Source organism: Synechococcus sp. Cruz-7E5 (assembly GCF_024345995.1).
GTDB lineage: Bacteria > Cyanobacteriota > Cyanobacteriia > PCC-6307 > Cyanobiaceae > Regnicoccus_A.
Map to the genome: position 1 here is coordinate 124,945 of NZ_JAGQCE010000006.1, position 17,185 is coordinate 142,129.

Annotated in this window: 14 protein-coding genes; 4 read left to right on the forward strand and 10 right to left on the reverse strand. The window is 66.3% G+C overall.

What is annotated here, in order from left to right; genetic code table 11:
- The first annotated feature begins 5 nt into the window (after positions 1 to 5).
- Positions 6 to 860: a formyltetrahydrofolate deformylase gene (gene purU / locus KBY77_RS09110; RefSeq protein WP_255103426.1), complete on the forward strand. Its 855-nt coding sequence runs from the start codon at positions 6 to 8 to the stop codon at positions 858 to 860.
- Entirely contained in the window at positions 857 to 2,137 is a 1,281-nt protein-coding gene (locus KBY77_RS09115; protein ID WP_255103428.1) for an O-antigen ligase, read from the forward strand. Before purU ends, KBY77_RS09115 begins: the two co-directional genes overlap by 4 nt.
- Here the strand turns inward: KBY77_RS09115 and KBY77_RS09120 are convergent.
- The 6 genes from KBY77_RS09120 to acnB all read right to left on the reverse strand — a co-directional run bounded on the left by KBY77_RS09120 (position 2,109) and on the right by acnB (position 10,214).
- Entirely contained in the window at positions 2,109 to 3,692 is a 1,584-nt protein-coding gene (locus tag KBY77_RS09120; protein WP_255103537.1) for a radical SAM protein, read from the reverse strand. The two genes, KBY77_RS09115 and KBY77_RS09120, sit on opposite strands and share 29 nt — an antisense overlap.
- 154 nt (positions 3,693 to 3,846) lie before the next feature.
- On the reverse strand, positions 3,847 to 4,296 hold the full coding sequence (locus KBY77_RS09125; RefSeq protein ID WP_255103430.1) for a hypothetical protein: 450 nt from the start codon (positions 4,294 to 4,296) through the stop codon (positions 3,847 to 3,849).
- A gap of 754 nt (positions 4,297 to 5,050) precedes the next feature.
- On the reverse strand, positions 5,051 to 5,176 hold the full coding sequence (locus KBY77_RS09130; RefSeq protein ID WP_255103432.1) for a hypothetical protein: 126 nt from the start codon (positions 5,174 to 5,176) through the stop codon (positions 5,051 to 5,053).
- 40 nt (positions 5,177 to 5,216) lie between these two features.
- Positions 5,217 to 5,912, reverse strand: a complete 696-nt coding sequence (locus KBY77_RS09135) for an exopolysaccharide biosynthesis protein (RefSeq protein ID WP_255103434.1) — start codon at positions 5,910 to 5,912, stop codon at positions 5,217 to 5,219.
- A 220-nt stretch (positions 5,913 to 6,132) separates the two neighbouring features.
- Entirely contained in the window at positions 6,133 to 7,578 is a 1,446-nt protein-coding gene (locus KBY77_RS09140; protein ID WP_255103438.1) for a ClC family H(+)/Cl(-) exchange transporter, read from the reverse strand.
- Between the two features lie 8 nt (positions 7,579 to 7,586).
- Positions 7,587 to 10,214 carry a bifunctional aconitate hydratase 2/2-methylisocitrate dehydratase gene (gene acnB / locus KBY77_RS09145; RefSeq protein WP_255103440.1) on the reverse strand — a complete coding sequence of 876 codons (2,628 nt, stop codon included), beginning with the start codon at positions 10,212 to 10,214 and terminating at the stop codon, positions 7,587 to 7,589.
- Positions 10,215 to 10,344: 130 nt separating this feature from the next.
- Between acnB and KBY77_RS09150 the strand changes: the two genes are divergently transcribed.
- Together KBY77_RS09150 and KBY77_RS09155 are read left to right on the forward strand one after the other, a co-directional pair.
- A complete protein-coding gene (locus KBY77_RS09150; RefSeq protein ID WP_255103443.1) occupies positions 10,345 to 11,418 on the forward strand; it encodes a 3-deoxy-7-phosphoheptulonate synthase in 1,074 nt (357 codons plus the stop codon).
- A 170-nt stretch (positions 11,419 to 11,588) separates the two neighbouring features.
- Positions 11,589 to 11,903: a hypothetical protein gene (locus KBY77_RS09155; protein ID WP_315856472.1), complete on the forward strand. Its 315-nt coding sequence runs from the start codon at positions 11,589 to 11,591 to the stop codon at positions 11,901 to 11,903.
- On the opposite strand, the gene KBY77_RS09160 is transcribed toward KBY77_RS09155, so the two are convergent.
- The 4 genes from KBY77_RS09160 to KBY77_RS09175 form a co-directional block, all read right to left on the reverse strand.
- Positions 11,893 to 12,537, reverse strand: a complete 645-nt coding sequence (locus KBY77_RS09160) for a diacylglycerol/polyprenol kinase family protein (protein ID WP_255094840.1) — start codon at positions 12,535 to 12,537, stop codon at positions 11,893 to 11,895. The two genes, KBY77_RS09155 and KBY77_RS09160, sit on opposite strands and share 11 nt — an antisense overlap.
- Before the next feature lie 49 nt (positions 12,538 to 12,586).
- A complete protein-coding gene (locus tag KBY77_RS09165) occupies positions 12,587 to 13,567 on the reverse strand; it encodes an RpoD/SigA family RNA polymerase sigma factor (RefSeq protein ID WP_255103447.1) in 981 nt (326 codons plus the stop codon).
- 183 nt (positions 13,568 to 13,750) lie between these two features.
- A complete protein-coding gene (gene ppk1 / locus KBY77_RS09170) occupies positions 13,751 to 15,886 on the reverse strand; it encodes a polyphosphate kinase 1 (protein WP_255103449.1) in 2,136 nt (711 codons plus the stop codon).
- A 41-nt stretch (positions 15,887 to 15,927) separates the two neighbouring features.
- Positions 15,928 to 17,184 carry an MFS transporter gene (locus tag KBY77_RS09175; protein ID WP_255103540.1) on the reverse strand — a complete coding sequence of 419 codons (1,257 nt, stop codon included), beginning with the start codon at positions 17,182 to 17,184 and terminating at the stop codon, positions 15,928 to 15,930.
- Between the last annotated feature and the right edge of the window lies 1 nt (position 17,185).

Sequence of the window (17,185 nt, forward strand, 5' to 3'; positions counted from 1 at the left end):
TACCGATGAGCGTGCCCACAGCAATCCTGCAGGTGATCTGCCCCGACCGTCCGGGTCTGGTCAGTGAGCTCTCCGGCTGGGTGGCGGCCAACGGTGGCAACATCCGCCATGCCGATCACCACACCGACGCCGGCGCTGGGCTGTTCCTCAGCCGGATCGAGTGGCAGCTGGAGGGTTTCGGACTGCCGCGGGAGGCGGTGGCGCCGGCGGTGACGGCCCTGGCGGAGCGGCTCGGTGGTGACGGCCAGGTCCATTTCTCCGATGCCGCAGCACGGGTCGCGATCTTCGTGAGCAAACAGGATCATTGTCTGGTGGATCTGCTCTGGCGCACCCGGGCAGGGGAGTTGCCGATGCAGGTGCCGCTGGTGATCTCCAATCACTCAGATCTGCAGTCCCTGGCCGAGGATTTCGGCGCACGCTTCGTCCATCTGCCGGTGCTGCCCGACTCCAAGCAGGAGGCAGAGCGGGCGCAGTTGCAGTTGCTCGAAGACCACGGCATCGAGCTGGTGGTCCTGGCCAAGTACATGCAGGTACTCAGCCCCGACTTTCTGTCCCGCTTTCCCACGGTTATCAACATCCACCATTCCTTCCTGCCGGCCTTCAAGGGCGCTCAGCCCTATCACCGGGCCTGGGAGCGGGGCGTGAAGCTGATCGGAGCCACGGCCCACTACGTGACCGAAGATCTAGACGGCGGTCCGATCATCGAGCAGGCCACCGTGCCCGTCAGTCACCGGGATGACGTGGAGGACCTGATCCGCAAGGGCCGTGACATGGAGCGGCTGGCCCTTGCCCGGGCCCTGCGGCTGCACCTGCGCCGCCAGGTGATGGTCTACCGAGGTCGCACCGCCGTGTTCTCGTGAGGCAGGAGTGGCTGCGGCGCCTTGATGCGACCAGGCCCGAGGGCACCTCGCCCCTGGGCTGGCGTTGTTTTCAGCTGGGCTTGCTTTTGCTGGCCAGTTCAGCCCTGCTGGCCGGAGTCCTCTTGCTGGTGGCGCTGATCCTTGGTTGCCGCCAGCGCCTGCCCTGGTGGCGGGATCGGGTCAATCAGGTGCTGCTGCTGGTGTCAGCTCTGATGGTGCTGGGCTGTTTCACCGCCTCCAGCGGCTGGCTGGCCTGGGTGGGCCTGGGCAACTGGCTGCCCTTCTTCTGGGCGTTCTGGGGGTTTCAGCCCTACCTGGCCTCGGCCCCGGCCCGCCGGCGGCTGGCCCTCTGGCTGGTGGCCGGCACCGTGCCGGTGATCGTCACCGGCCTCGGACAAATCGTCTGGGGGTGGAGCGGGCCGTTTCAGACCCTGGGGGGAGCGATCATCTGGCACCTCAATGCCGGTGGCAATCCGCCCGGGCGCCTGGCCGGTCTGTTCGACTACGCCAACATCGCCGGAGCCTGGCTGGCCCTGGCCTGGCCCTTCGCCCTGGCGGCCCTGCTGCAGCGCCCTCAACCGTGGCCGAAGCGCTTGCCGGCCTTGCTGATCACGGTGGGCCTGGTGGCCGCCATCGCTCTCACCGACTCCCGCAACGCCTGGGGGGCCCTGGTGCTGGCGCTCCCCCTGGTGGCGGGTCCGGCCCGCTGGATCTGGCTCTTGCCCCTGCTGCTGCTGCTGCTGATCCCCGTGGGCCTGGCCAGCCTGCCAGGGGTACCACTGGTGTTGCAGCAACCCGCCCGCGCCCTGGTTCCCGCTGTGATCTGGGAGCGGCTGAGCGATCTGGAATTCGCCGGGCGCCGGCCCCTGGCCATCACCCGGGTCAGCCAGTGGGGGGTGGCCCTGCAGCTGGTGGCGGAACGTCCCTGGCTCGGCTGGGGCGCTGCCGCCTTCAGCGTGATCTACCCCCTGCGCACCGCGGGCATCTGGCATGGCCATCCCCACAATCTGCCGATCGACCTGGCGGTCAGCCATGGGGCCCTGGTGGCGGTGCTGCTCGTGGGCCTGGTGCTGGCGCTGCAGATTCAGGCGGCCCGCCGGGGCATGGCCAGCGGGGCCCTGTTCGATCGGGCCTGGTGGGCGGCCTTCCTGGTGCTGATGGCGCTCCACGCCACCGATATTCCGCTCTATGACAGCCGCATCAACATTGCCGGCTGGGTGCTGCTCTGCGGCCTGCGCGCCTACTCCCTCAGCCCGGAGCCGCGCAGGCGGTTCTGACGCTGGCTGCCGCGAGGGCCTCCTGCCTGTGACGGGCCAGGGTGGTCTTGGGCAGGGGGCCCTCCAGGTGCTCCCAGGGCAGCACCCGTTCCGTGTCCCAGAGACCATGGATTGTGTCCTGCCAGGGCGGGAGCGGGGGCAGGGTTCCCTCAGGTTGCTCGCTCACGCTGCGGTAGGCGGCCTTCCATCCCCCCTGGCTGCCGTGGCGGCCCCGCACGGCGGCGATCACGGCGGCCAGGCGCCGGTCGCTGCGGGAGAGCAGCGCCTGGATCACGCTCCAGCCGTAGCTCTCGGGCCGTAAGTCGATGCCCTTGGGCTGCAGGCGGCGCGCCAGCCGTTTCAGGCGCTTCTCCGCTTCGGGCCGCACCGGTTCCCACTGGAACGGGGTGTGGGCCTTTGGCACGAAGCTGCTTACCCCCAGGCTCAGGCGCAGGCCGGGGGTGGCCTTCTTCAAAGCCAGAAGCAGATCGGCGGTGGCTTCGATGTCATCGTCGTCTTCGGTTGGAAGGCCGGCCATCCCGTAGAGCTTCAGGCCGCTGAGCCCGCCCTCCTTGGCGTAGCGGGCCGCCGCGAAGATCTCCTCGGTGGCCAGCTTCTTGTTCACCACCTGCCGCATCCGTTCGCTGCCGCTCTCGATCGCAATCGTGAGCGACTTGCTGCCCCGTTTGGCCAGGATCTGCCCCAGCTGCGGCGTCACCGTGGCGGCCCGCACCGAGCTCACGCTCACCCGGGTGTCATCGAAGCGGTCCTGGTCGAGCCAGCTCAGCAGGTCGGCGAACTGGGGGTGCTGGGTGACCGAGGCCCCAAGCAGGCCCAGCCGGCGGGTGGCCCCCAGGCCCGCTTCGACCGCGGGGATCAGGCCGTCTTCGAGTGACGGGGTGCGGAAGGGCAGGGTGAGGTAGCTGGCCAGGCAGAAGCGGCAGAGCTCGGGGCAGCTGCGCACCACCTCCACCATGTGGATCGAGGGCCAGGCCGCCTCGGGGGTGATCACCATCGAGTGGCTGAGGGTGTTGCCCCGCCAGGTCTGCTTGGCCACGGTCGCCGGGATGTCCGCCTCGATCGGCTCCACTGCCAGCAGGGTTCCGGCGCTGTCGTAGCGGGGGGCGTAGAGCGCTGGCACATACACCCCCGGCACCCGGGCCAGAGCGCGCAGCCGCTCGGCCCTCGGGGCCTGCCGGTGGGCGATCACCGCCTCCACGAAGTCGGGCAGCAACTGTTCGCCATCGCCAAGCAGCACGGCGTCGAAGAAGGGGGCCAGGGGCTCGGGGTTGGCGGTGAGCACCGGCCCGCCCCCGAAGACGATCGGATCGTCCTCGCCCCGCTGCCGGCTCCAGAGCGGAATGCCTTGCTGCTCCAGCAGGTCCAGCAGCACCGGGCCATCCAGTTCCCAGCTGAGCGAGAGACCGAAGAGGTCGCAGTGGCGGTGGGGGGGGTCGCCGCGGTCGGTGAACAGCCGCCGCACATCCAGGTCGGTCCGCCGTGCCAGGGTCGCCCAGACCACCTGATAACCCAGGCTGGTGATGCCCACGGAATAGGTGCTGGGGAAGGCCAGCACGGTGCGCAGTGCATGGGCGGCCGGTTGGGCCGGCTCGAACAGCAGGGTCTCCTGGTCCAGGGAAAGGTCTTCGGCGCAGTGAACCCAGGCTGTCACCCTCTGGGACTGGCCGTTGCTCCTGCCGGCGGCCGGCTGGTGGGGTGGAGACGTCTGCTCAGTTGGTCTTGAGCCCGTTCAGCAGGCTCATCAGGCCTGAGATGGCCGCACTGCCGCTCTCGGCGGTGGGGGGGGTGGCACCGCCGAAGGTGCTGATCACCTGTTGGGCGGCGGCTTCGATCGCGGGCCACTTGTCGCCGGCCAGGGGCTGGATCAGGGGCCCCACCTTTTTGAACACCCCCTCGAACCCGCCCATGGTGGCCATGGCGCCCTGGAGGTCACCGGCCTTGATCTGGCTCTGGCCCTTGTTGAGGATGTCCATCAGGGGAGCGAGTGCCGGGGTCACGGCGGTTCTGGCGGCATCACCGGCTGCTTGCTTGGCCGCATCCCCCATACCGTCCCCTGCCTGCTTCATGCCCTCCTTGGCGCCCTGGCAGCTGGTGAGCAGCAGCGAGGCCAGAATCACCCCGCCCCAGGCGGAACGGGTCCAGAGGCGTGTCGCGTTCATGGGGGGAGAGCTGACGGTCCTCAAGTTATGCAGCGAAATCGAACACTTCAGATGGCGCGGCAATTTGTAATCTGAACTACAGAAATCACGGTTCAGGCTCCGTTCGCCTCAGGGTTGCCGCTGGAACAGCGACTGGCGATCCAGCAACCGGGCCGGCATGAGGCTGGCCAGGCTGGCCCACCTCTACAGAAACCCCAGGCTGGTGATGCCCACCTCAACGGTGCTCGGAAATGCCAGCACCGCCTTCAGGGCATCTGCCGCCGGCACGGGGGGTTTGAGCTGCAGGGTTTCCTGCTCCAGGGGTGGGAGTGCCGCTGGGTATGGGCACAGACAGGCTTGAGGGGCGGTGTGCGAAGCGACCGCAGGGGCTGGCGGTGATGCTCAAGCCGCTGTGTCGCTTCCTGTTGCATTTTGGCAAGGCGACGAACGGTTGGCTTTCAGCTCAGCTCAAGACTGGGCGGTTCGGAAGAAGGTCTGTTGAGACTTCATTGGGCAGATCGTGCATGCAGCTGGTGAGGTTGGGTAGTGGTCCTTGCTTACTCGGCTTTGCTTTAGTGTCAATCGTGACGCGAGGTATTGCTTGGTCGCGAGAAGTCTTCAATGTTTTTCTTATGCTTGGGCTGAGCACTTGACTGAGCACTCGACTGAGGAGGTGTAGGAACTCCCTTCAACCAGCTCGCCGGTTCTCTCCTGCCCCTGATCTCCGGCAAAGACAGAGCAGGTTCCTGATTGCTGGCACCTTCAATCCTGATGCTTACAGCTTTAGTTTGATTGCTGCCGCTCCAGTCAACAGCTTCAGGCCGCGCAGCAGCTCGCCTATGTAGCCGTCGATGGAGTAACTGCCCGCATCCGGCTTTGGCTGGTTGACGGAGTGCGCCATGTGACCGAAGACTTGGCAGGGCTGGAGCGGGTTGGTGACTTCAGCGGCCCAGGGCCTCTTTGACGATGTCAACCAGGCTGGTTCCGCCGAACACAATCGCCAGCAGAATGGACGACGACAGAACAAAGCCGCAGACGCAGAGGACCAATCCACCGAGGCTGATGGCGCCGTCGTCATCCAGCAGGCCGAAACCTGTGACGAAGATGCCCATGGCCGGGAGGGTGTTGGTGCCGGGGATGGGGATCATCATCGAAATCGACATCAGGGCAATGGCCAGGCCAATGACAGTGCGGCCGACAACACTTGTGCACACCGGGGTCAGACGGGGGCGGGAAATGGACTCGATCCGCCGCAGCCAGGGCAGGCCCAGTTTCAGCACCCGGCGCACCTGACCCACCTCGAATCCGTGCTTCCGCCAGCTGACTGGAAACCAGGGTTCCTCCCGCCCCAGCAGCAACTGCATCGCCAGCAGCAGCATGGCAATACCAAAGGGAACCGAATAACCCGGGGCGGGAATTGGTAGAGCCGATGGAAATGCCAGCAGCACAAAAAGAAAACCGAACGTGCGCTCACCGGCAAGGTCGAGCAGATCACTGAGGGTGACTTTGCGCCGCTGATCGGGCTGGGGAGGATCTAGAGGTGGTGCGGGGGCGGTTGTTGGGTCGTCCGCCTCGCCTGTCAGCCAACGATCCTGGTCGAAGAAAAACTGTTCGAGTTCGCTGGAGAGGGTGGGCACAGAGCAATCGCGCTGGGGAAGGGGCTGAATCGAGGCAAGCAACCCGGGCTGCAGATGTTCATGCGATCCGGATTGTGCGGTTCAAATGTGCGCGGGACGGCGCGAAACGCCACCGGCCGATCTTATGGCTTGCCGGGGAGTTGATCGTCAGGCTCGGTTGAGCCTCTTCTGACAGCAGCCATGCCTGGAGGATCCTGTGCAGGCGCCCGCTGCCTGCGGCTCAGAGTTTGCGGGGCCGCAGCGGCACGGAGGTCACCGCCAGGGCCTGGAGGTCGGCACCGGTGCTGGGTCCGGTGGGTCCGGCGGGGGGGTCGGGCTCCAGCGGCGGGATCAGGCGTTCGAACAGGGACTGGCGATGCAGTAGCTGCGCCATCAGGAAACCACCAAGACAGGCCACCAGCAGCGGTTTGAGGATCAGTGGGTCCTTGGTTAGGGCGAAGGTGAGAAACATGGCCGTGATCGGCGTGCGGGCGCAGGCCGCCACGAAGGCCCCCATGCAGGCGAACACCACCGTGCTGGGGGCGGCGGCGCCCAGCTGAGCGATCGCGCCTGCCACCGCCAGCCCAAGCGCCCCGCCCAGGGTGAGCATGGGCGCGAACAGCCCCCCCGGTGTGCCCACGGCGGCGGCCAGGCCGGTGGCCAGAAACAGCACCACGAAGATCGTCAGGGAACGGGAGATGTCGAGGTCTCCTTCCGCCACCGCCTGGCGGATGCCGGCCCGGTTGATGAAGTCCGCCGGCAGCAGGGCGTCGCTCAGGCCCAGCAGCACCCCCACCCCGGCCATCCCCGCCGCCAGCGGCAACCGCCAGCGCAGCCGCAGCGCATGCAGACCCACCACGAAGCGGCAATAGGCCTCGGCGGCACATGCCACCACAGCGCCGAGCGCGAACAACACCACCAGATCAAGCGGACGCACCTCGAAAAAGGCGAACACCTGAGCCTCCAGTGGCAGGGTGCCCGACCGGCTCAGGCCGGTGAGGGCCGAGCCCAGGCCCGCCAGCCCGAGCAGATCCGCCCAGGTGTCCGCCCAGAAGGTGGTGAACAAAACCAGCAGCATCACCACCGGCCGGGCCCCGCGCAGCAGCTCCTCCAACGCATAGAAGAAGCCCCCGATCGGCGCGTTGAACACTGCAGCGATGCCGGCCCCGCCGCCGCTGGCCACGATCAGGCGCAGGAAGACCTTCGGAGCCTGGATGCGGTTCGCCATCGCGTGCCCCACTGAGCTGCCCATCTGGATGGAAGGGCCGGATGGTCCGAGGGGAAAGCCACAGCCGATCGCCACGATGCCGGCCGTCAGCTTCACCAACGCCACTTTCAGATTCATCGGAATCGGTTGGCCCTGCAGGAACTGCTTCACCTGGGGGATGCCCGATCCCTGGGCTGCAGGGGCGCAGATCTGCACCAGCAGCCCGGCGATCAGGCCGCCAGCGCCGCCGATCGCAGGCAGCAGCAGCAGGTCGGGACCGAAATCCAGCAAGCGCAGCCTCCAGCGGCCCAGGCCATCCAGACCGAGCTTGAACAGCAGGCCAGCTGTGGCGGCCCCCAGACCGGTGAGGATCAGGGCCAGCACCACCGGCAGCAGGCGGTGTTCCAGCAGGCGGCGCAGAACGTTGGTGCCCTCCTGATGCCGCAGCAGCGTCCGCCTGGTGAGATCGTCCGCCGGCACCGCCTTGCTCAGACCCCTGCCAGCACCTTCTCCTCCTCCTCCACACTCACGACGCGGCCGGCATCACTGAACCCATCGATCTGGTCGAAGTTGAGGTAGCGGTAGAGCTCGCCTGAGAGGGGATCGATCTTGGCCGCCGCAATCTCCAGGTACTCGGCCGGGCTGGGAATGCGGCCCAGCAGGGCACACACCGCCGCCAGTTCGGCGCTGCCCAGATACACCTGGGCGCCGTTGCCGAGTCGGTTGTTGAAGTTGCGGGTGCTGGTGGAGAACACGGTGGTGTTGTCTTCCACCCGGGCCTGGTTGCCCATGCAGAGCGAGCATCCGGGCAGCTCCATGCGGGCGCCGGCGGCCTCGAACTTGGCGGTGTAACCCTCGGCGCGCAGCACTTCATCGTCCATGCGGGTGGGGGGGCAGACCCAAAGCCGCGCGGCGCTGCTGCCGGCCCCGTCGAGCACGGTGGCAGCGGCGCGGTAGTGGCCGATGTTGGTCATGCAGGAGCCGATGAACACCTCATCGATCCGCTCGCCCGCCACCTCGGAGAGCAGCTTGACGTTGTCGGGATCGTTGGGGCAGGCCAGCACCGGTTCGGTGAGGTCATCGAGATTGATCTCGATGATTTCGGCGTACTCGGCGTCGGCATCGGCGCCCATCAGCTGGGGATCGGCCAGCCAGGCCTCCATCGCCTGGATCCGCCGGGCCATCGTGCGCTCGTCGTGATAGCCGCGGGCGATCATGTTTTTGAGCAGCGCCACGTTGCTGCTCAGGTATTCGGCCACGGTGGCTTCCGAGAGCTTGATCGTGCAGCCTGCACACGACCGTTCGGCGGTCGCATCCGTGAGCTCGAACGCCTGCTCCAGCTTGAGATCGGGCAGCCCTTCGATCTCCATGATCCGGCCGGAGAACACGTTCTTCTTGTTGGCCTTCTCCACCGTGAGCAGACCCTTCTGGATCGCCACCCAGGGGATGGCGTTGACCACGTCGCGCAGGGTGACGCCGGGCTGGAGTGAACCGCTGAAACGCACCAGCACCGATTCGGGCATGTCGAGCGGCATGGCGCCGATGGCGGCGGCAAAGGCCACCAGGCCCGATCCTGCGGGGAAGGAGATGCCCAGGGGGAAGCGGGTGTGGCTGTCGCCGCCGGTGCCCACGGTGTCGGGCAGAAGCATGCGGTTGAGCCAGCTGTGGATGATGCCGTCGCCGGGGCGCAGGGCGACACCGCCGCGGGAGGCCATGAAATCGGGCAGCTCGGCGTGGGTTTTGAGGTCGACCGGCTTGGGGTAGGCGGCGGTGTGACAGAAGCTCTGCAGCACGAGATCGGCGGAGAAGCCCAGGCAGGCCAGCTCCTTCATCTCGTCACGGGTCATCGGCCCGGTGGTGTCCTGGGAGCCGACGGTGGTCATCAGCGGTTCGCAGCTGGTGCCGGGGCGCACGCCCGGCAGGCCGCAGGCCTTGCCCACCATCTTCTGGGCCAGGGTGAAGCCCTTGCCGGTATCGGCCGGGGCCGCGGGGCGGATGAACAGCTCGGAGGGCGCCAGACCCAGCTGGGCCCGCACCTTGTCGGTCAATGAGCGGCCGATCAGCAGGGGGATGCGGCCACCGGCGCGCACTTCATCGGCGATGGTGCTGGGCTTGAGCTCGAAGCGGGCCACCACCTCACCGGCGCCGGGTTCGCCTTCAGCCCACTCGATCGTGCCCGCATATGGACGGATCGTGATCACATCTCCCGAATTCAGCGCTGAGACATCGCATTCGATCGGCAGGGCACCGGAATCCTCGGCGGTGTTGAAGAAGATCGGTGCGATCTTGCCGCCCAGGATCACGCCGCCGCCGCGCTTGTTGGGAACATGGGGGATGTCGGTGCCGGTGTGCCAGAGCACGGAGTTGATCGCCGACTTGCGCGAGCTGCCGGTGCCCACCACATCGCCCACGTATGCGACGGGGTGACCCTTGGTCTTGAGCTGCTCGATCAGCTCAAGACCGCCCGGCATGCGGGTTTCCAGCATCGCCATGGCGTGCAGGGGGATGTCGGGGCGGGTGGTGGCGTGGGTGGCGGGGGAGAGGTCGTCGGTGTTGGTTTCTCCCTCCACCTTGAACACCGTGACGGTGATCGCCGCCGGCAGTTCCGCCTTGGCGGTGAACCATTCGGCGGCAGCCCAGCTGTCGACCACCTGCTTCGCCCAGGGGTTGCTGGCCGCCAGCTCCAGCACGTCGTGAAACGAGTCGTAGACGAGCAGGGTGCGGCTGAGGCCACGGGCCGCTTCGGCGGCGACGGTGGCATCGGCGTGGCCGAGCAGGCTGATCAGGGCACCGACGTTGTAGCCGCCGATCATGGTGGCCAGCAGCCTGGTGGCCTCGATCGGGCTGACCAGGGGGCTCGCGCTCAGTCCCTGGGCGATGGCGCTCAACCAGCTGGCCTTGACGTAGGCGGCCTCATCCACTCCCGGCGGGATGCGTTCACTGAGCAGATCGAGCAGAACGTCCTCCTCACCGGCGGGAGGCTTCTCCAGCAGCTGGGTGAGGGCCTGGGCCTGGGCGGCGGTGAGCGGCAGGGGCGGGACCCCGAGAGCCGTGCGCTCCGCCTCCGCCTGGCGGTAGCTCACCAGCAGGTCGGTGTCACTCTCTGGAGAGGGCATGGCGAAACAATGGGGTTGTCTCCATTGTTTCTGGCCGTGGTCCCCCGCTCAGTCACCATCGCTGCCAAAGATGCTGCGGGGAGAGTCTCTAGGGTGTGAGATTGGCCCTCGGTTCACGACCGCTCCCGGCATGCTCACCACCTCCGACCTCCACATCGTGGAGACACGGCCGCTGGTGGCCCCGGCGGTCCTCCACCGCGAACTGCCTCTGAGCCAGACGGCGGCGCGCACCGTGCTTGATGCCCGTGAGCGGATCAAGGCGATCCTGCATGGGCAGGACTCCCGAGTCCTGGTGATCGTCGGTCCCTGCTCGGTGCACGACGTGGGGGCCGCCCGGGCCTATGCCGATGCGATCGCCGAGGTGCGCGAGCGCCACCGAGACCAGCTGGAGGTGGTGATGCGGGTGTACTTCGAGAAGCCCCGTACCACCGTGGGCTGGAAGGGTCTGATCAACGATCCCCATCTCGACGGCAGCTACGACATCAACACCGGTCTGCGCCTGGCGCGGGGCCTGCTGGTGCATCTGGCCGAGATGGGGCTGCCTGCCGCCACCGAGCTGCTCGATCCGGTGGTGCCCCAGTACATCGCTGATCTGATCGGCTGGACGGCGATCGGGGCACGCACCACCGAAAGCCAGACCCACCGGGAGATGGCATCCGGCCTGTCGATGCCGATCGGCTTCAAGAACGGCACTGACGGCAGCGCCGTCACGGCCATCCATGCCATGCAGGCCGCCTCCAAGCCCCACCATTTCCTGGGCATCAGCCAGCTGGGCCACGCCGCGATCGTTTCCACCACAGGCAATCCCGATGGCCATCTGGTGCTGCGCGGCGGCAAGGGAGGAACCAACTATCACTCCGAAGCGATTGAGCAGGCGGCCCATGCCCTTCAGAAGGAGGGTCTGCCGGCGAGGCTGATGGTCGACTGCAGCCACGGCAACTCAAACAAGGACTACCGGCGCCAGGGGGAGGTGCTGACCGAGGTGGCTGGCCAGCTGCGCGGGGGCTCCCGTCATGTGATGGGGGTGATGATCGAAAGTCACCTGGTGGCAGGCAATCAGAAGATCCCTGCCGATCTGAGCCAGCTTGCCTACGGCCAGAGCATCACCGATGCCTGCATCGACCTTGAGACCACCCGTACGGTGCTGGAGGGGCTGGCCGAAGCCGTGGCTGAGGCCCAGGCCAGCAGCCTCGCCCCGGTCTGATTGGATTAGTTCTGGCACTCCCGGAGTGAGACTGCCAGAATCATGTTCTTGCAACAGGATGTTCCTGTTGAACAGTTGATTCTGATGGGCGCACTAGGTTGCCGTTCCTTGAGGCATCCGGTGATGCATCAGGAGTCAACCCAATGTCCTACCTCCTCCAATTCTGCGGCTTGAGCGAACCCCTCCAGCTGTTCTATCTTGAGCAGAGTGGTGCCACCCGGGAGCCCACAGGGCCGGTGTTTGCCGGCTTTCGACCCTTCCAGCTCGATGACCTGCTCGGCTGGGCCCTGGGTTCAGCCCGTCAGCGGGGCTGGGATCCCGAGAGCATTCAGAACACCGTTCTCCAGGCCTGGATGGAGCGTGCCGAGGTGATCCGCCAGTGGCAGCTGCGCCTAAAGGCTGAGCCCAGCGATCGGCTGGTGGTGGCCGGCCTCGGTACCCCCTCCGACTGGCAGCGCCGCTGCGAGGGGATGCTCAGGGCCTGAGCGACAGCCAGCTCCAGAGCAGGCCTGTGGCCACTGGAACGCTGAGGTTGTCGAGGCCGACTACGGCGATCTGCTCCAGCAGAGTGGCCGTAAGGCTGATCAGCACCAGGGCGGCTGGGCCGGGCCCCGAGCCCCCCAGCTGGCGCAGGAGCACCACCACCATCAGGGCCATGCCGGCCATGGCCCCGGTGCCCACCACCGACTTGCGTTGCCCGAGGATCTGCCAGCTCGGTGAGGAGATCAATGGTCCCAGCAGCCCGGCGAAGCCATCCCCCAGGGCCATGACCAGCACCCCCGCCACCACGGCCTGGGGCTGGGCCGGCCAGAACAGCGCCAGCAACAGGGTGATCGCGGCGCCGTAGGCCACTGTTCCGTAGCTGTGGCGCCCCACGTCCTCAATGGCCGGCAGTAAGCGGTAGCGGTGGTTCAGCGCCGCCAGCAGGGTGACCACGGCAGCAGCCGGCAGGGCGATCCACCGATCGATCCCGACGGCCCAGGCGATCAGCACCACCGGTCCGGAACCGATATGCAGCAGTTTGCGGCTCCACTCGGGTTGATCGGGCCAGCGTTGGCGGGCCCAGATCGCCAGACCGAGGACACAGGCCAGCCAGACCAGCACCAGGGCCACTCCCATCAGCGCTTCAATCCCAGCCGGCGGGGCCCAGCCTGACAGCCGCTCTGGCTCAGGCGGCCTGCTGCAGGTTGCTCATCAGCCGCAGTTTCATGATCGCCTTGGCTTCAAGCTGACGGACGCGCTCGCGTGAGACATTGATCTTGCGGCCGATCTCAGCGAGGGTCAGAGGCTCCTTGCCTTCCAGACCGAAGCGCAACCGAAGGATTTCCTGTTCCCGCTCGTTCAGCTGCGAGAGCCAGGCGCCGAGGTGCTCCTTCTGGATCGAGCGGTCCATGTGATCCATGGGCTCGGTGCTGGCCGGATCGGCGATCAGCTCGCCCAGGGTGCTGCGGTCCTCCTCGCCCCTGGCGTGGGCATCAAGGGAGGCGCAGGGGGCGCTCTGGGAGATCAGATCCTCCAGATCCTTGATGTCCATGCCCATGGCATGGGACAGCTCCAGTCGGTTGGGCTGGCGGCCGAAGCGGTGGGAGAGCTCCCGGGTGATGCGACGCATCTTCGAGAGTTTTTCGCTCACATGAATAGGCAGGCGAATCGTGCGAGCGCTGTTGTCGATGGCCCGCGTCATGCCCTGGCGAATCCACCAGTAGGCATAGGTGGAGAATTTGTAGCCCATGGCCGGATCGAACTTGTCAACGGCCCGCTCCAGCCCGATCGCCCCTTCCTGGACGAGATCGAGAAGTTCAAGCCCCTGGTTCTGATACTTCTTGGCGACGCTCACCACCAGACGCAGGTTGGCGGCCATCATGCGGTCGCGGGCACGACCCCCCATGCGGATCTGGTGCCGCTGGCGGGGAGTGAGGGAAGCGTCAGGTAGCTCCAGCAGGCGCTTCATTGCCTGCACGTGGTGAGCCAGCTCAATCTCTTCAGCTGCCGTGAGCAGGGGAACGCGGCCGATATTGCTCAGGTACCAGCCGATGGAATCGGCGCTGAGCCGACCTCCTCCGGTTTTGGGCTGCACCGCCCGTGCCGCTGACTTCGCTTTTTTGGGAGCGAGACCTGTGGCAGGGGTGGATTGCAAAGGTGTCCCCATCACCCCAGCCTCCGGATGAGTTGTGCGCGGAACATAGCAGGGTCCAGAGGTGGCCTGCTGTAAAAATCCGAAGACTCCGTGAAGATGGACAAGCTACTTTTCTTCATTGAGTTGTGCATGCTGCCGATTCAGCAGGTCGTGTAGCGATGCTTACCAGAATTGGTGATCATGGTTCGCTATGCCTCAGGCCGGTGCATTCAGCCCTGTGCGCCACTGCTTGATCAGATTGAGCTGGGCGCAGCGGGGGTCGCCACTGGGCCGTCGCTGGATGAAGCTGCCGTCGCTCTGCATGTCCCAGGCGGCGCAGTCGTCGTTCTGGTAGGTGTCCAGCAGGCGCTCCAGCTGGCTGCGCAGCTGTGGATTCTTGATCGGCGTCACCGCTTCGACGCGACGGTCGAGGTTGCGTGGCATCCAATCGGCACTCCCGATGTACATCTCTGGCTCACCGGCATTGGCGAACCAGAACATCCGGGAGTGCTCGAGAAAGCGGCCGATGATGCTGATCACCTGGATCGTTTCGCTCACACCAGGGATCCCGGGCCTCAGGCAGCACATCCCGCGGATCACCAGCTCGATCACCACCCCGGCCTGGGATGCTTCATAGAGCAGGGCGATGATCGCTGGATCCACCAGGGCATTCATCTTCGCGCGGATGTGTCCGCCTCTGCCCTCGCGGGCGTGGCTGATTTCCCGCTGGATCAGGGCCTCCATTCCCTTGCGCAGGGTGACGGGAGCCACCAGCAGACTGCGGAAGCTCTGCTGTTTCGAGAAGCCGGTGAGGTAGTTGAACAGCTCCACCAGATCCTGTCCAAGCTCAGGTTGGGCCGAGAGCAGGCCGAGGTCGGTGTAGAGGCTGGAGGTTTTGGAGTTGTAGTTGCCTGTGCCGATGTGCACGTAGCTGCGCAGCCGCTCTTTTTCCTTGCGCACCACGAGCATGATCTTGGTGTGGGTTTTTAGGCCCAGCACGCCATAGACCACGTGAACGCCCGAGTGCTCGAGCTGACGGGCCCATTGGATGTTGTTGTCCTCGTCGAAGCGTGCCTTGAGCTCCACCAGGGCCATCACCTGCTTGCCGTTCTCGGCGGCGCGGATCAGCGCCGCGATGATGGGTGAATCCTTCGAGGTGCGGTAAAGGGTCATCTTGATGGCGAGCACCGAGGGGTCGTCGGCGGCCTGGTTGATGAACTCCTCCACCGAGGTGGAGAAAAGGTCGTAGGGGTGATGGAGCAGCACATCGTTGCGCCGGATCGCAGCAAAGATGCTCTCGAACTCCTCCGCCTTGATCGAGCCATCGCCCAGGCGGCTCTTCTGGGCCCGACTCAGGGCGGTGGCGGTGCGGCCCTGGTGGGGCTTGTCCTTGAGCTGGGGCAGGGGGATCGCCAGCAGGCGCATCAGGTCGTCGAGGCCCAGGGGTCCATTGATCCGATAGAGGTCGGCCAGATCCACATCGGTGCCCTCCATCAGCAGATCCACCACCTCATCGGGCATCTCGTTGGCCACCTCGAGCCGCACCACTTCTCCGCCGCGGCGGCGTTTGCGCAGGCCCTCCTGCAGAGCCTCCATCAGATCGTCGGCCTCCAGGTCGCGCAGCTCCAGGTCAGCGTCGCGGGTGATGCGGAAGAAGTAATGCCCCTCGATCGTCATGCCGGGGAAGAGCAGCTGCAGGTTGAACGCCACCACCTGCTCCAGGGGCACCACGGTGTACACGGGGGAGGGCTCGCGAGTGCAGAGTTCGGTGGGAATCTCGACGAAGCGCGGCAGGGTCTTGGTGGGCACCTTCACCCGGGCGAACTGCTGTTGCCCGGTGTCGGGATCGCGGATCAGGGCCGCCACGTTCAGGCTGAGGTTGCTCATGAACGGGAAGGGATGGGCCGGATCCACCGCCAGGGGGGTGAGCACCGGAAAGATGGCGGTCTGGAAGTAGGTGTTGACCCAGGTCTTCTGCTGTTTGTTCAGGCGTTGGTAGTCGATCAGTTGAACGCCCTGATCGAACAGCTCCTGTTTGAGGTGATGGCGGTAGTGGGCCTGCTGTTGCTCCAGCAGTGGGCGCAGTTTCAGCTGGATCGCCTCCAGCTGCTCCCTTGGGGTGAGACCGTCGTCGCTGAGGGTGGAGACGCCCGCCTCCAGCTGTGACTTCAGGGATGCCACCCTGACCATGAAGAACTCATCAAGGTTGTTGCTGAAGATGGCGCTGAATTTCGCCTGCTCGAGCAACGGCGTGGCGGGATCAAGGGCCTGGGCCAGCACACGGCTGTTGAACGCGATCCAGCTCAGCTCGCGGTTGATGTAGAGCTCTGGTGCCACGACGGGCTCATTCATCACCGGATCCATGGCTGGGGCTGTTGGGTGGAAGGTAGCAATCAGGGCCTGGGAGGCACGGTCGTGGACTTGCTTGCGGAAAGGCTGCTGAGGGGTCCAGCTCCGGCCACCAGCAGCCCCACCACCAGAAACAGGGCGATGCCGGCCCAGAAGGGGCTGGTCTTGCCCACCAGGTCGTAGGCCAGGCCCGCCAGGGGTGGGCCGATGAAACTGCCCAGACTCTGAAGACCCTGGAGGCTGCCCAGGGCTGCTCCCTGGCCACTGTCATCCAGCCGGCGTGACACCTGGCTGCGCAGGCAGGGGGTGACCAGTCCGGTGCCGAACGCCAGCAGGGCCAGGGCCGTGAAAACCACCTGCAGGGCGTTGGCCTTCGTGGCCAGGGGAATCAGGAGACAGCCCACGACCACCAGACCCAGGCCGACCTGGCTGAGGCGTACCTCACCGAAGCGTTGCACCAGCGGTCCGATCAGACCTCCTTGCACCACCGTTGCCACCACCCCCACCACCAGGAAGGCCATGGCGGCCAGCTCCGGCCCCCAGCCGAACACCTGCTTGAAATAGAGCACCAGCACGGCGGTGAAGCCACCGAAGCCCAGAAAGAACAGAAAGAAGGCCAGGCTGAGCCGCCGCACCCGGGGGTTGCGAAACACCCGCATCAGCTGGGTGAGCGGGTTGAGCTCCCGCTTGCGCGGCAGTGCCAGGCGCGCCGCCGGGGGATGGGTTTCCGGCAGCACCGTGATCACCAGCACCAGGTTCACGGCCGCCACCGCCACCGCCAGCAGCAACGGCAGCGTCACATTCACCCCCGCCAGCAGCCCCCCCAGGGCCGGCCCGAGGATGAAGCCAAGCCCGAAGGCCACGCCGATCAGCCCGAATGCCTTGGCCCGCTTTTCCGGCGGGCTGATGTCGGCCAGCACGGCGCCGGCAGTGGCGGCAGTGCCGCCGCTGACCCCATCGATCAGCCGGGCGGCGAACAGCAGCGGCAGCGGCCAGGCGCTGCCCGCCGGCCAGGGCAGGGCCAGGGTTAGGGCAAAACCGCCCAGGCCGAGCACTGAGCCGGCCACACAGCCGGCGATCACCGGCTTGCGTCCGAAGCGGTCGCTGAGAGCACCGATCAACGGGGTGAACAGGAACTGGGCCAGGGCGTAGCTCCCCGCCAGCAGCCCCAGGGTGCGCCCATCACTGGTGAAGCTGGCCAGCAGGAACGGCAGCAGGGGAAAGACGATGCTCTCCCCCAGGCGGTCGTTCAGCAGCGTCAGGAAGATGCAGAACCGCGTGGAGGGGCGCGACCAGCCCATG